Genomic DNA, 13,744 nt, shown 5'->3' with positions numbered 1-13,744 from the left:
CTGGACGCATGACCCCGAGCACCGCTGATTCCCCTACTGTTGTGCGCGCCGACGGGCGCGCCCCCGACCAGCTGAGGCCCATCTCGATCACGCGCGGATGGTCCAAGCAGGCGGAGGGCTCGGCGCTGATCGAGTTCGGCAACACGCGCGTCCTGTGCACGGCGTCGTTCACCGAGGGCGTTCCGCGGTGGCTCAAGGGCGAGGGCCGCGGGTGGGTCACCGCCGAGTACGCGATGCTCCCGCGCGCCACCAACACCCGCTCCGACCGCGAGTCCGTCAAGGGCAGGATCGGCGGACGCACCCACGAGATCTCGCGCCTCATCGGGCGCTCGCTCCGCTCCATCATCGACACGCAGGCGCTCGGGGAGAACACGATCGTCCTCGACTGCGACGTCCTGCAGGCCGACGGCGGGACCCGCACCGCGGCCATCACCGGCGCCTTCGTGGCGCTCGCCGAGGCGATCCGGTGGGCCAAGGAGAAGGGCCTCGTCGAGCGCGGAGCGGAGCCGCTCGTGGACACCGTCTCGGCAGTGTCGGTCGGCATCATCGACGGCGTGCCGATGCTGGACCTGCCCTACGTCGAGGACGTGCGCGCGGAGACCGACATGAACGTGGTCGTGACCGGGTCCGGCAAGTTCGTCGAGGTCCAGGGCACGGCGGAGGGAGCGCCGTTCGACCGCGACGAGCTCGACAGCCTCCTCGACCTCGCCCTCCTGGGGACGGCGCAGCTCGCCGACATCCAGCGGGAGACCCTCGCCGAGGCGCTCCGGTGAGCGAGGCAGGCAGCGGGCCGCGCCTCGTGCTGGCGACGCACAACCAGGGCAAGCTGCGCGAGCTGAGGGAACTGCTGCGCGGCCAGGTGCCGGGGCTCGACGTCGACAGCCAGGTCGTCGATGCGGGAGCCGTGGGCGGGCCGGACGTCGTCGAGGACGGCGTGACATTCGAGGAGAACGCGCTCAAGAAGGCCCGCGCCGTCGCCGAGGCCACCGGCCTGCCGGCGATCGCCGACGACTCCGGCCTCTCCGTGGAGGTCCTCGGGGGTGCTCCCGGCATCTTCTCGGCCCGCTGGGCCGGGCGCCATGGGGATGACCGGGCGAACCTGGAGCTCCTCCTGGCCCAGCTCCGGGACGTGAAGGACGAGCATCGGCAGGCCGCGTTCGTCTGCGCCGCCGCGCTCGCCGTGCCGGGACCTGACGGGGCCCGGCACGAGACCGTCCGGCTGGGAGAGATGCCCGGATCGCTCCTGCGCGAGCCCCGCGGCGACGGCGGATTCGGCTACGACCCGATCCTGCAGCCACAGGGGCTGCAGGCCAGCGTCGCCGAGCTCTCGGGCGAGGAGAAGAACGCGATCAGCCATCGCGGCCACGCCTTCCGCGCGCTGCTGCCGGCGATTGTGGAGGCCCTGAGCCGCTGACCCAGGGCCCCTCCGGGCTACTTCCAGTCGGGGTTGGTCTTGCGTTCCTCGACGGGCTCGTGCTCCTCGATGAACTCCTCGACCACGTCGGTGCCGAAGTGCTCGGACTGCTTCTTGGCCGAGAGGCCGCGCACGAACTCGATGACGATCGGCAGGACCGAGACCAGGACGATGGCGATGAAGATCACGTCGATGTTCTTCCCGACCCACTCGTACTGGCCGAGCCACGCGCCCAGGAGCGTCACGCCGCCGCCCCAGAGCACCGCGCCGATGACGTTGTAGAGGAAGAACTTGGCCCGGTTCATCCCGGCGACGCCGACGATCACGGGCACGAAGGTGCGGATGATGGGCACGAACCGCGCGAGGACGAGTGCCTTGCCGCCGTGCTTCTCGAAGAACGCATGGGCCTTCTCGACGTTCTCGCGCTTGAACAGCCTCGAGTCCGGGCGGTTGAAGATCGCCGGGCCGGCCTTGGAGCCGATGAGGTACCCGCACTGGTTGCCGATGATGGCCGCGACGACGACGAGGCCCGCCATGGCCCAGAGGTTGAACTGGATGGCTCCGGTCGCAACGAGCAGGCCCGCGGTGAAGAGCATGGAGTCGCCCGGCAGGAAGAATCCGACGAGGAGGCCGGTCTCCGCGAAGACGATCCCGCACACGAGCAGCACGACCCAGGGGCCGAGCGGGGAGTCCCTGAGGAAGACGTCGGGGTTGAGCCAGTCGGGCAGGAACGAGGCCGTCTTCGGCTGGACGGCCAGGGCCTGCACGGCGAGGCTGTGGAACGCCTCAGGGGCAGCGGCAAGGGAGGTCAGCGCGGAGGGAATCACCCTTCAAGGGTACCGGGCCGGCGCGAAGGGCACGGGCCCGCGTGGCGATGGCGGGACGCCCCGCCCGCTGCGGCTAGGCTTCTCGGCGTGGCCCTGGACTTCACCGCGATCGACTTCGAGACGGCCAACGGCTTCCGGGGCTCCCCCTGCTCGGTGGGACTCGTCAAGGTCCGCGGGGGACGCGCCGTCGAACGCGCCCACTGGCTCATGCGGCCGCCCGCCGGGCACGACCGCTTCGACCCGCGCAACGTCGCGATCCACGGCATACGCCCGCAGGACGTGGAGCAGGCGCCCCGGTTCGCCGAGCTCTTCCCCGAGGTGGGCGGCTTCATCGGTGACGACGTCCTCGTGGCACACAACGCGGCGTTCGACCTCGGCGTCATCCGCTCGGCCCTCGAGGTCAGCGGCATGGGTGCCCCGGCCTACGACTACGCGTGCACGGTGATCCTCTCCCGCCGCACCTACGACCTCCCCTCCCATTCGCTACCGTTCGCCGCGCAGGCGGCAGGCGTCCCGCTCGAACGGCACCACGACGCGAGTGAGGACGCGGCCGCGTGCGCCGGGATCCTGGTCGACATCGCCGCGCGGCACGGCGCCACCGACATCGACGGGCTGTACGCCACACTCGGGCTCGCGCTCCCGCGGCAGCCCGCGTTCGTCCCGGGCGTCGACGAGGTCTCAGCCGCGACGGCCCGGGCGCTCGGCGGGGGCAGCGCCCCGGATCGGTCGGGACGGACACGCACGACGGCGAGTGGTCCCCTTGGCGCGGGCCGCGCCTGGGCGCCGTGGCCGCAGGAGGGGGCGAACCCGCCTGCCAACGAGCGTGCCGACCCGAGCCACCCGCTCTACGGGCACCGGATCGTCTTCACGGGCGCCCTCGGGATGACGCGCGCCGAGGCCAAGTCGCGGTCGGCCGAGCTGGGAGCGCAGCCGGCGAGCTCGGTCACGCGGGCGACGACGATCCTCGTGGTGGGCGACGGCTTCACGGCGACGGATCTGACGGCCGGGCGCGTGACCACGAAGGCCCGGCGCGCGCTCGAGCTGCGCGCCAGGGGGCAGCACGTCGAGGTGCTCTCCGAAGGCGAGTTCCTGCAGATGCTCGGGGGCCGCTGGCCGGCCCGGAGCGCCTGAGGCCCGGCATTCCGGTTCGGGGCGTCACGCGGCGCAACACTGCTTCGGACCCTGCCCCGGCAGTTCCTAGCATGGAGGGCATGACCCAAGGCCCTGCACCCTCGCGCGCCGAATCCGTCGACACGCTGTTCGCCGGGCCGGAGCCGGCCCTCTTCATCGAGGCTCCGTCGGCCGGGCCAGGAGCCCTCGGCCGCGCGTTCGCGTTCCCGAACCCGGTCAACGAGTACGCCGCGCGTTCGACCGCCGGCATCGTCGTCTGCCTCAGCACGCTGGCCCTCGTGCTCGGGCTCGCGACGGGCGCGGCCTGGCCACTGTGGGCCATAGCGCTCGGATTCTGGCTCCGGGTGGCCGGTGGCCCCCGCTACTCGCCGGCCGGGCGGCTCGCCGTGCACGTCATCGCCCCGCGCCTCGGGCCAGCCAAGCTCGTCGCCGGACCGCCCAAGCGCTTCGCCCAGGGCATCGGAGCCGTGGTCTCGAGCACTGCGGTGGCCTTCGCCGCCGCCGGCCTGCCCGCCGGCGCGTGGATCGCGCTCGCCGTCCTCATCGTCGCCGCGTCCCTCGAGGCGTTCGCCGGATTCTGCCTCGGGTGCTGGATCTTCGGCCGTCTGCAGCTCGCCGGGCTGGTCCCCGCCTCCGTCTGCGAGGCCTGCAGCGACATCGCGCAGCGCCGGTCCAGGTAGCGCCACCGGCGCCGCTCCAGATGACGCCACCGGGCGCGGCAGCAGCCCTCGATGGCCCGCGGGGCGGTGCTAGGCGCCTGTGAGGCGCGCGAACCGGTCCGCGAGGCCATCGGCGGCTGCGACCCCCGCTGTCCTCGACGACCACGCGTCCGTCACCGAGTTCCGCCCCCACAGCGTGCCCAACAGTGCCCCGGCGATTGCGGCCGCGTCGCTCCCGGCCGCGGCAGCGAGGCCGACACCCGTGGCGAACGCGGCATCGTGCCGGTCTCCGGACTGGACGGCGCTCTCGGCGGCGAGCACGGCGGCCGCGGCGGCCCGCAGCGCGACGGACGCGTCGCCGTGCGAGGCCGCGGCGTCGCCCGCGACGCCCTCGCGGACCGCGGCGTCGAGCGCCCCGAGGACCTTCGCGTCGGGAGAGCGGAGGCTGGCCACCTGGGCACGGGCGGACCCGAGGGCCGTGAGCGCGTCCGCACCGAGCGCGAGGAAGTGGGTGAACGAGGCCACCGCGACCGCGGACTGCACCGCGACCGGGGCTCCATGGGTGAGTGCCGCCCCCTCGGCGCTCATCTTGAGCACCCCGGCGGCCGGGATATGGGGGACGAGGCCGAAGGGAGCCGCGTGCGCCGCGGCGCCGGCGTCGTCGAACTCGAGACCGAGCGGACGCGCCGTGCTGCCCATCTCGCCCCCCGCGAGCGAGACGACCCAGGCGGGCTGGGCGGCGGCGGGCACGCGGACGCCCTCCTGCGAGTCGAGCCACCTCGGCCGGGCGGCGGGGGCCGACGGCGACAGCGGAATGCCCTGGCCGGACACCCATCTCAGCGACGCGAGCCAGACGCATGCCGCCTCGTCCGCGTGCACGCCGTCGTTCGCCCACTCGATCGCCTCGAGGAGGCCGTCGGCGGTGAACAGGGTCAGCTGCCCGGCGGCCCCCAGGCCGAGGGGGCCGGGCCCGGGCTCGAGGCCGGTGCCGCGGCCGTGAGCTCCGGCGAGGCCGGCGAGGGCCGAAGCCTCGCCGACGACGGCGCCGACGAGGCACCCGTGGATGCGGGACGACGCAGAGGTGGCGCTCATGCCGCCCAATCTACCGGCTGGCCGTCCCGTCAGCCGTCGGCGTCCGGCGGACGGTATCCTTCACGGGAGCCGGCCGGCGCCGGGAGTGCGAGGACATCCAGGAGGCGACATGCGGGAACCAGCGTGGCGGAAGACGGGCTCGACGCCCGACTACCGGTTCTCGCTCGCGAACGAGCGCACGTTCCTCGCATGGCTGCGCACCTCCCTCGCCCTCCTCGCCGGTGCGGTGGCCCTGGACCAGCTCACGCCGAACATCGCGCCCGCGGTCGTGCGCGGGGTGCTCTCCGTGGCCCTCGCCGGAGTGGGGGCGGCCCTGGCCGTCAACGCGTACCGACGGTGGTCGCTCGCGGAGCAGGCCATGCGGCACGGCCGCGAGCTGCCCTTCTCGCGTGTCATGCTCGGCATGACCATCGTGGTGGCCATCGCCGCCTTCGTGTTCGCCGTCCTCGTCCTGATGCGCCCGTGAGCGTTCCCGCGGCCCCCCGGGCCGGGGGAGAGGCGCGGGACCCCGGCCTGCAGCCCGAGCGCACCGCCCTCGCCTGGCGCCGGACCCTCCTTGCCCTGATGGTCCTCGACGTCCTGGTGGTGCGCGCGTGGTTCCTCGCGCTCGGGAGGGCGGGCGAGGGCAGTTCCGCGCATGCGGTCGGGCTAGGCGTGTGCGTTGCCGCCGCCGCCGTCTCCACCGCCGTCCTCGCGCTGTGCGCGCACGCCCGCTCGCGTGAGCTCCATCACGGAACCATGGCGCCTCCCGCCTCCGTGCTGCGCTGGGCGACGGCGGGAGCCGTGATGCTCGCGGGGGCCACCATCGCTGTGGTCATCATCGAGCGGTAACCTTCACTTCGGGCCCGCGCGGGCCCTGTCCGGACCGTGCCCTGTGAGACTGAACCCGAACCCCACGAAAGAGGACTCCTCCATGACCACCAGCGTGGCCACCCCGGCCGCTGCCAAGGCTCCGGCCGAGTACGGCGCCGTGGCGAAGCTCGTCGCCGAGGCCTTCGGCACGTTCCTCCTGATCTTCGGCGCGCTCGGCGTTGCCCTGTTCGGCAACCCGTCCGCAGCCCCGCTGCCCACCTCGCTCGCGTTCGGTCTCAGCGTCGCCGTCGGCATCGCCGCGGTAGGCCACATCTCCGGCGGCCACTTCAACCCCGCTGTGACGGTCGGCCTCGCCGTCGCGGGGCGCACGAACTGGCGGCTCGTCCCCGGCTACATCGCCGCGCAGCTCGTCGGCGGAGCCCTGGGCTCCCTCGTCCTGTGGGTCCTCGTGCGCACCCTGCCGAACCTGACCAACGTCTCGACGATCTTCACGCAGCTGTCCAACGGCGTCGACGACCACTCGCCCAACGCGTTCCCGCTCGCAGCGGGCCTGCTCGCGGAGGTCACGGCCTCGGCCGTGTTCGTAGCGATCGTCCTCTTCGCGACGAGCAGGCGCGCAGCCAAGGGCATGGCCCCCTGGGCCATCGGGTTCGGCCTCGCGATCCTCATCCAGGCGCTCGCCCCGATCACGAACGCCTCGCTCAACCCGGCCCGGTCGACCGCCACGGTCATCTTCGCCGACGCCTCCGCGATCGGCCAGCTCTGGATCTTCTGGGCAGCTCCCGTCCTCGGCGCCGCCCTCACCGGTCTGATCTTCCGCGGCTTCGGGTCCTCCGAGGACCTCCACGGCGCCACGGCGGGGGCACTCGACGACGCCACCGCCCGGGCCACGCGCGCTGAGGATCCCGCAGTGGCCGGCGCAGCGATCGCCGACAGGGAGGCCGCTGAGGCTGAGGCGGGCGTCGAGGCAGCGGACGCACCCGCCGCTGCCCGCAGCGCCGGGGATGTCCCTGCCGGGTCGGCGACGGCGGAGGCGGGCGCGCGGGCGTCCGGTTCGGGCACGGCCGCGCCGGCCGAGGGCGCGTCCTCGCCGGACGACGACGCGCGGGACTTCTTCGACAAGAACCGCTGACGGCCGTGGGCACGCGCGCGCTTCCGCGCCCGGCCCACGCGTGCAGGGCGGGGCGCGTCGAGAAATGTCGGAGCCACCCGATAGCGTCCCGTCCATGAAGATCCTGCACACCTCGGACTGGCATCTGGGCCGATCGTTCCACGGGGTCGGAATGCTCGCGGCGCAGGCAGAGTGGCTCGACGGCCTCGTGGCGACCGTCGTCCAGGAGCGCGTCGAAGCGGTGCTCGTCGCGGGCGACGTCTACGACCGCGCCCTGCCGGCGGTCGACGTCGTGGACCTCCTCGACCGCACCCTCGTGCGGCTCACGGAGGCCGGCGCTCAGGTGGTCATCAGCAGCGGCAACCATGATTCCGCGGTGCGTCTGGGCTTCGCCTCGAGCCTGCTCGAGCGGGGCGGCGTGCACCTGCGGACCCGGGTAGCGGAGATCGGCTCACCCGTCCTGCTCCCGCTCTCGGGCGGCGCCCGGGTCGCGGTCTACGCGCTGCCGTACCTCGAGCCGCGCCTCGTCGCCGAGTCCCTCGGCGTCGCATCGCCCACGCACGGGTCGGTGACCGAGGCCGCGCTTTCCCTCGTCCGCGCGGATCTCGCCGAACGGCGGGCCGCCGGCACGGTCCACTCCGTCGTCATGGCGCACACCTTCGCCGGCGGCGGGGCTGGGTCGGACAGCGAGCGGGCCCTCTCCGTCGGCGGCCTCGACGTCGTGCCGCTCGCCGCGTTCGACGGCTTCGACTACGTTGCCCTGGGCCACCTGCACGGGCGGCAGGAGCTCTCGCCCTCCATCCGGTACTCGGGTTCGCCGCTGGCCTACTCCTTCTCCGAGGCAAGGCAGGCCAAGGGCGGCTGGATGCTCGACGTCGGGCCGGCCGGGATAGAGGGCGTGGAACCGGTGGGCTGGCCCACCAGGCATCGGCTGGCGGTGCTGCGCGGTGCTCTCGACGACCTGCTCTCAGACGTCGAGCACGGCCATGCGGAGGATGCGTACTGCCACGTGACCTTGACCGACGCCGAGCGGCCCGTGCGGGCGATGGAGCGCCTGCGCGAGCGGTTTCCGCTCACGGTCGGGCTGGCGTTCGAGCCGGAGGGAGGCGCGCGACGCGAGGAGGCGAGCTACAGCTCGAAGCTCGCCGCGGCGACCTCCGATCTCGGCGTCTGCTGCGGCTTCCTCGACCACGTCCGCCAGCGCGGCCCGAGCGAGGAGGAATCCGCCGCGCTCGACGAGATCCTCGAGGCTGTCAGGCTCGCTGAGGTGTCGCCGTGAGGATCCACCGCCTCGAAGTCACAGCATTCGGGCCGTTCGCCCAGCGGGAGGCCATCGACTTCGACGCGCTCGCGGCCCAGGGCATCTTCCTGCTCAATGGGCCGACCGGCGCGGGCAAGACGAGCGTCCTCGATGCTGTGTGCTTTGCCCTGTACGGCAGCCTTCCCGGGGCCCGTCTCGGCAGCAAGGCGATCAAGAGCCACCACGCGGCAGCGGACGCCGAGCCTTCGGTCCTGCTCGAGTTCACGGCGCAGGGCCGGCGGTTCGAGGTCCGCCGGACCCCGGAGTGGTCGAAGCCCAGTGCGCGCGCGTCGAGCGGATGGTCGGTCCAGAAGGCGTCGACCCACCTGAGGGAGCGCATCGACGGAGAATGGCGTGCCCTCACCGCCCGAAACGACGAGGCGGGAGCGCTCCTGGGCGAGGTGCTGGGGATGGCCAGGGAACAGTTCACGCGCGTCGTGCTGCTTCCCCAGGGCGAGTTCGCCTCGTTCCTGCGGTCCAAGGCCTCCGAGCGGGTCGAACTGCTCGAGAAGCTCTTCGGCACCGGGAAATTCGCGGACGTCGAATCCGAGGCTGCCCTCCTCGCGCAGCAGGCGCGTTCGGCGGCCGAATCCGCCGAACGGGACGCCGCCGGCATCCTCTCCCAGCTGGAGGCGGAGGCCGAGGCCGCGGGCATCGGCCAGGCGTCCGACGGCACGCCGGTCCCCGGGGGAGCCGCTGGCCTCTCCTCGGCAGCTTTCGCACCCGGCGCCGGAGCTGCTCTCGACACTGGGAGCGCGCTGGGGCGCTTCGCCTGGGCCCGACATGCCTTGGCGGAGCGGGGACGGGAAGCCGCGGCCGAGGCCGAGGAGGCGAAGGCTGCCCGTGAGCTCGCCCGCCAGCAGGTCGGCGAGGCTGAGAGATCGCTCGAGGACGCGGCGGAACTCGCCGTGGCGAGGCAGCGCCGGGACGAGTGGGAGGCCGACGCCGCCGGGCAGGGGGCCCGCCTCGCGGCCCTCTCGGGCCACCGAGCCGCAGCGCAGCTCGCGGCCCTGTTCACCGACGCCGATGAGACCGCCGCCGAGTCGCGGCGGGCGCTCGAGGAGGCTGCCGCGGCACTCGAGGCTGCCCACGCCGCCGGATGGGCGGGCGAGGCCGCTGCGGACGCGGAGTCCAGCCCGGCCTCGACGCCGCGGACTGGCGGGTCCGGGCCACCGTCCGCGCCCGACTATGCGGCGAACGCGCTCCCGTCCGTCGCCGCGGTGCGGGCCGCAGCCGCGGCTGCGGCGTCCGAGGCGGCAGTGCTTGCCGAGAGGGTCCCCGCCGAAGGGGAGCTGGTCGGACTCGAGGTCCGCCTCGCCCGCGCCGGGACGGAACGATCGCGCCTGGACGCCGAGGCAGATCGGGCGCAGGCTGCCCTCGCGCGGCTGGCGGCCGAGCTCGACGAGCTGGAGGCCGAGCGTACCCGGCTCGAGCCTCTCGCGGCTGGCCTCGCCGTGGCCAGGTTCGAGGAAGAGGCTGCGCGCGCCGTCGTGCGCGCTGTCGAGGAGCACGCGGAGGCGACGAGGCGCCTCGGCGCCGCCGAGGCAGAGCACGGGCGTGCGCGTTCCGCGGCGCTCGACGCGAAGGAGGAGTGGCTCGCACTGCGCGAGAGGCGGCTCAACCACACGGCGGCCGAGCTGGCCGCCCAGCTGGACGACGGCGGTGCGTGTCCCGTGTGCGGGTCCACGGACCACCCGGCGCCCGCGCGCGGCGCCGAGGACCCCCTCGAGCTCGTCGACGCCGAGCGGTCGGCGGCCGATGCCGCGGAACTCGCGGCCGAGGATGAACGGCGGGCCCGCGAGGCACTCGCCGAAGCCCGCGCACTGCTCGCGGGCGTGGACGCGAGGGGAGGGGCCACCGACCCCGACAAGGCGGCACGGGTCCTCGGGGAGTGCATCGGCAGGGTCGAGGCCGCGGCCGAGGCCGAGGCAGCGCGCGCCACGGCCGAAGCACGTCTCGCCGACCTTGCCGTGCGGCGTGCGGCGGCCCGCGACGCGGTCGACGGCGCGCGGACCCAGCACGCCCGCGCGGAGGAGGCGCTCGAGCTCCTCGAGGCTCAGGTGCGCCGGCTCCGCGCCGACGTGCAGGAATGGCGAGGAGGCCACGCGACGCTTGCGGCGCGGCAGGCCGACGTCGCCGCCAGAGCCAGGACGCTCGACGCGCTCGAGCACTCGCTGGTCCGCCATGAGCAGGCCGAGCAGGCGAGGGGCCGTGCACTCGAGCGGCTCCACTCCGCGCTCGCCGATTCCTCCTTCCCCGACGAGGCGGCGGCCCGCGCCGCGCTGCTGCCCGCCACGCAGGCCCGCGGGCTCGAAGAGGCCATCCGCGTGCACGAGGCCGAACGCGACCACCTCGCGGGCCTCTTCGCCTCGGCCGCGGTGAACCGTGCGGTCCGCGAGGAGTCAGAGGGCCGCGCCGTTACCCGCGAGCAGCTTGAGGCCCGCCGGGCTGCGGCGGCCGCGGCCGAGGCCCGCTTCGAGGCAGCGACCCGCGCCGCCGACCGTGCCGAGGCGTCGGGAGAGCGGTGCGCGAGGCTCCTCGCAGCGTTCGAGGACCTCGTGCCGGCCCTCGCACGGGACAGGGACCGGGCGGACATGCTCGGCGGTCTCGCCCGCACGCTCCGCGGGCAGGGCGAGAACACCCTGCGAATGTCCCTGCACACCTACGTCCTGGCCGCGCGGCTCGAACAGGTGGCAGCGGCCGCCACCGAGCGGCTGGCCGCAATGAGCGACGGGCGCTTCAGCCTCGAGCACAGCGACGCGCTCGCGGCGCGCGGCGCCGCGTCGGGCCTCGGGCTCGAGGTCGTCGACGGGTGGACGGGGCAGCGGCGGGACCCGTCGACCCTCTCCGGCGGGGAGTCCTTCATGGCGTCCCTCGCCCTCGCCCTGGGGCTCGCAGACGTCGTCCAGCAGGAGGCCGGCGGCATAGACATCGAGACGCTCTTCGTCGACGAGGGGTTCGGAAGCCTCGACGAGCAGGCTCTCGAACAGGTCATGGATTCCATCGAGGGGCTCAGGGCGGGCGGCCGCGTCGTCGGGCTCGTGAGCCACGTCCCCGAGCTCAAGCAGCGGATCGCCGCCCAGATCCGGGTCGCCAAGGGCCGGAGCGGGTCGAGCCTCTCCGTGGTGGGGACGGCGGAGGAGCTCTGACGAGCCCGCCGTCGGGCCGCGGGGCCCGCGCTAGGATGTGAGGGCTACCGGGTCAGGTGCGGCGGGTGGCGGGGACGCCGCGCACGTCCAACAGGTGTGCTCCATGCCGATCCGTGTCTCGATCCTTGCCCGCTATGCCGCCCTGCCGGCTCTGGCCGGGCCCGCCTTCATCCCGGTGGCGCTGGTGGCGCGGCTGCCACTCGCCATGCTGACCATCGGTGCCCTGACGCTCGCATCGGTGGCCTCGGGCTCGTACGCGCTCGGCGGACTTGCCGCCGGAGCCGTCGGCCTCGGCTCCGCCGTCGGGGCGCCCGCAGTCGGCTGGCTCGCCGACAGGAGCGGGCAGCGCCGGGTGGTCCTCGTCGCCGGCCTGCTCAACGCGGCTGCCATGCTTGCCCTCGTCGGCGCGAGCTACCCTCACGGCGGCCTCCGGGAGAGCGCTCCCTGGGGCGTCCTGGCGGCCTCGCTGGCTGCGGGGCTCACGACGCCGCAGGTCGGGCCGCTCGCCCGTGCTCGGTGGATGGCGCTCACCGAGGGCCGGCCGCGCCGGGCGCTCGAGCTGGATGCGGCCCTGTCCTACGAGGGTACGGCGGACGAGCTGACGTTCGTGCTCGGTCCCGCCCTCGTGGGAGCACTCGCCGCACTCGTGGCCCCGTGGGTGCCGCTCGTCGTGGGGGCCGCCCTCACGCTCGGATTCGTGACCGCCTTCGCCCTCCATCCCACAGCCCGGGCCACCCACCCGCAGCCGCACGCCGCGGCGTCGCCCGTCCCGGCGCGCTCCTGGCTCCTCGTCCTGGTGCCCGTGGCCGCCATGGTGGCGATGGGCACGTTCTTCGGAAGCACCCAGGCGGGGCTGACGGCCTTCGCGGGCGCGCGCGGGGCCGCCGAGGTCGGCGGGCTGCTCTACGCCGCGGTGGGGCTGACCTCGGCGGTCGCCGCCCTGAGCGTCGCTGCGTGGCCGGCCACGCTGGGGCTGCCGATGCGGTGGGTCGCGGCCGCGGGCGCAATGCTCGCGTTCTCGGTGCTGCTCTTCGTCCCGGAGACCTTTGGCTCGATGACGGCGACGCTCCTTCTCCTGGGCCTGCCCGTGGGCCCGATCATGGTCACCGTCTTCGGGATCGGCGGCAGGGTGGCCCCTGCGGGGCGGGTCGGGACGGTCATGACGGCGCTCGCCAGCGGGATCGTCGCAGGCACCGCGCTAGGAGCGGCGCTCGCGGGCGCCCTGGCCGAGAGCGGCGGTCCGGCGTCCGCGTTCGCGGTGCCCGTGGCGGCAACAGGCGCGCTCCTGGCCCTCGGCGTCGTCGTCCTCGTGGCCCGGCGAGCGGGCGACGGCTCCTGAGGAGCGCGCCGAGCCGGCGCCGAGCCCGGACCCGAGGCCGTCACCGCTCAGCCGACGGCGCGCGCGATCCTCTCAGCCGCGGCGTTCAGTGCCGCGCCGATCGGCTCGGGATCGATCCCGGTGCCCAAGTACACGACGGCCAGGGCCGCGGGCCGGTGGTGCGGCAGGACCAGCGGGACGGCCACCGAGGACAGCCCCGGGATCACCTCGTCGTGGCTCAGCGCATACCCCCGCGCGCGCGACTCGTCCGCCTCCGGCCGGTACGGGACCCCCGGGACCCGCTGCTCCCAGTCCGTCCGTCCGATGGCCGACTGGATCGCGATCCCAGGCCCTCCCCGGTCCAAGGGGTGGCGGGTTCCTGGATGCTGCGCAAGCGTCGCCCCGTTGTGCTGCGGCTCCACCGTGGCGAGTGTGATGCAGTCGGTCCGGTCCCAGACCGCGACGAACGCCGTCATGCGCAGGTCCGCCGCGAGGGTCCCCAGCTCGGGGAGCGACGCCGTCTGGAGGTCCCGCGACACCGCCCGTGCCAGGACGGCGAGGCCAGCCCCGGGCTGGAGTCGTCCGGAGTCGTCCCGCGTGACGAGCGCGTGGTCCTCGAGCGTCCGCACGATCCGGTACGCGATGGAGCGATGCACGTCGAGGGCGGTGGAGAGCTCGGCGATCGTCAGGGGACTCCGCGCGTCCGCGAGGATCTCGAGGGCTCGGATCCCGCGGGAGAGCGTCTGCGAGTGCGGGCCGGTCTCCGCGGCGGTGCGAGGCATTGGACCATCCTAGTTTCCTGTGTCCCAGCACGGAGCTGGGGTACTTGTGTCCTGGGACACCGCTGTCCTACAGTGACACTGTTCGATATGAGCACGATCAGTTCGATTATCGAACGTTTCGCCCCGATCGGCAAGAATCCCCACAGAC

13 protein-coding genes are annotated in these 13,744 nt (G+C 74.0%); 10 read left to right on the top strand and 3 right to left on the bottom strand.

Annotated features, from left to right (window positions below):
- Positions 1 to 8: 8 nt before the first annotated feature.
- Complete coding sequence (gene rph / locus ACQ5BE_RS03490; protein WP_208709139.1) at positions 9 to 773, top strand: ribonuclease PH; 765 nt, start codon at positions 9 to 11, stop codon at positions 771 to 773.
- Positions 770 to 1,414 (top strand): RdgB/HAM1 family non-canonical purine NTP pyrophosphatase, encoded by a 645-nt coding sequence (gene rdgB, locus ACQ5BE_RS03485; protein WP_430295494.1) that lies wholly within the window; start codon positions 770 to 772, stop codon positions 1,412 to 1,414. Before rph ends, rdgB begins: the two co-directional genes overlap by 4 nt.
- A 17-nt stretch (positions 1,415 to 1,431) precedes the next feature.
- Here the strand turns inward: rdgB and ACQ5BE_RS03480 are convergent, their stop codons facing one another.
- A complete protein-coding gene (locus ACQ5BE_RS03480) occupies positions 1,432 to 2,181 on the bottom strand; it encodes a DedA family protein (protein ID WP_430295767.1) in 750 nt (249 codons plus the stop codon).
- 147 nt (positions 2,182 to 2,328) lie between these two features.
- Here ACQ5BE_RS03480 and ACQ5BE_RS03475 point away from each other — a divergent pair, with 147 nt between their 5' ends.
- Complete coding sequence (locus ACQ5BE_RS03475) at positions 2,329 to 3,372, top strand: exonuclease domain-containing protein (RefSeq protein WP_430295493.1); 1,044 nt, start codon at positions 2,329 to 2,331, stop codon at positions 3,370 to 3,372.
- Positions 3,373 to 3,452: 80 nt separating this feature from the next.
- The gene (locus ACQ5BE_RS03470; RefSeq protein ID WP_430295492.1) at positions 3,453 to 4,052 is read left to right on the top strand and encodes a DUF4395 domain-containing protein; all 600 of its coding nucleotides are present in this window, start codon (positions 3,453 to 3,455) and stop codon (positions 4,050 to 4,052) included.
- Between the two features lie 69 nt (positions 4,053 to 4,121).
- On the opposite strand, the gene ACQ5BE_RS03465 is transcribed toward ACQ5BE_RS03470, so the two are convergent.
- Positions 4,122 to 5,123 carry an ADP-ribosylglycohydrolase family protein gene (locus ACQ5BE_RS03465; protein WP_430295491.1) on the bottom strand — a complete coding sequence of 334 codons (1,002 nt, stop codon included), beginning with the start codon at positions 5,121 to 5,123 and terminating at the stop codon, positions 4,122 to 4,124.
- 109 nt (positions 5,124 to 5,232) lie between these two features.
- Between ACQ5BE_RS03465 and ACQ5BE_RS03460 the strand changes: the two genes are divergently transcribed.
- The 6 genes from ACQ5BE_RS03460 (at position 5,233) to ACQ5BE_RS03435 (ending at position 12,835) form a co-directional block, all read left to right on the top strand.
- A complete protein-coding gene (locus tag ACQ5BE_RS03460) occupies positions 5,233 to 5,589 on the top strand; it encodes a YidH family protein (protein WP_430295490.1) in 357 nt (118 codons plus the stop codon).
- Positions 5,586 to 5,954, top strand: a complete 369-nt coding sequence (locus tag ACQ5BE_RS03455; RefSeq protein WP_430295489.1) for a DUF202 domain-containing protein — start codon at positions 5,586 to 5,588, stop codon at positions 5,952 to 5,954. Before ACQ5BE_RS03460 ends, ACQ5BE_RS03455 begins: the two co-directional genes overlap by 4 nt.
- An 82-nt stretch (positions 5,955 to 6,036) precedes the next feature.
- Entirely contained in the window at positions 6,037 to 7,068 is a 1,032-nt protein-coding gene (locus ACQ5BE_RS03450) for an aquaporin (protein WP_430295488.1), read from the top strand.
- A 94-nt stretch (positions 7,069 to 7,162) separates the two neighbouring features.
- On the top strand, positions 7,163 to 8,326 hold the full coding sequence (locus ACQ5BE_RS03445; RefSeq protein ID WP_430295487.1) for an exonuclease SbcCD subunit D: 1,164 nt from the start codon (positions 7,163 to 7,165) through the stop codon (positions 8,324 to 8,326).
- Positions 8,323 to 11,496: an AAA family ATPase gene (locus ACQ5BE_RS03440; protein ID WP_430295486.1), complete on the top strand. Its 3,174-nt coding sequence runs from the start codon at positions 8,323 to 8,325 to the stop codon at positions 11,494 to 11,496. The genes ACQ5BE_RS03445 and ACQ5BE_RS03440 overlap by 4 nt, the downstream gene beginning before the upstream one ends.
- Positions 11,497 to 11,599: 103 nt before the next feature.
- Positions 11,600 to 12,835, top strand: a complete 1,236-nt coding sequence (locus ACQ5BE_RS03435) for an MFS transporter (RefSeq protein WP_430295485.1) — start codon at positions 11,600 to 11,602, stop codon at positions 12,833 to 12,835.
- Between the two features lie 47 nt (positions 12,836 to 12,882).
- Here ACQ5BE_RS03435 and ACQ5BE_RS03430 read toward each other — a convergent pair whose 3' ends face one another.
- Complete coding sequence (locus ACQ5BE_RS03430; RefSeq protein WP_430295484.1) at positions 12,883 to 13,596, bottom strand: IclR family transcriptional regulator; 714 nt, start codon at positions 13,594 to 13,596, stop codon at positions 12,883 to 12,885.
- Positions 13,597 to 13,744 lie beyond the last annotated feature (148 nt).

The organism is Sinomonas sp. B1-1 (assembly GCF_050474465.1).
GTDB classification, from domain to species: domain Bacteria; phylum Actinomycetota; class Actinomycetes; order Actinomycetales; family Micrococcaceae; genus Sinomonas; species Sinomonas flava.
The sequence above is the reverse complement of the archived record's forward strand: the minus strand, read 5'-3'. Positions and strand labels throughout refer to the sequence as shown.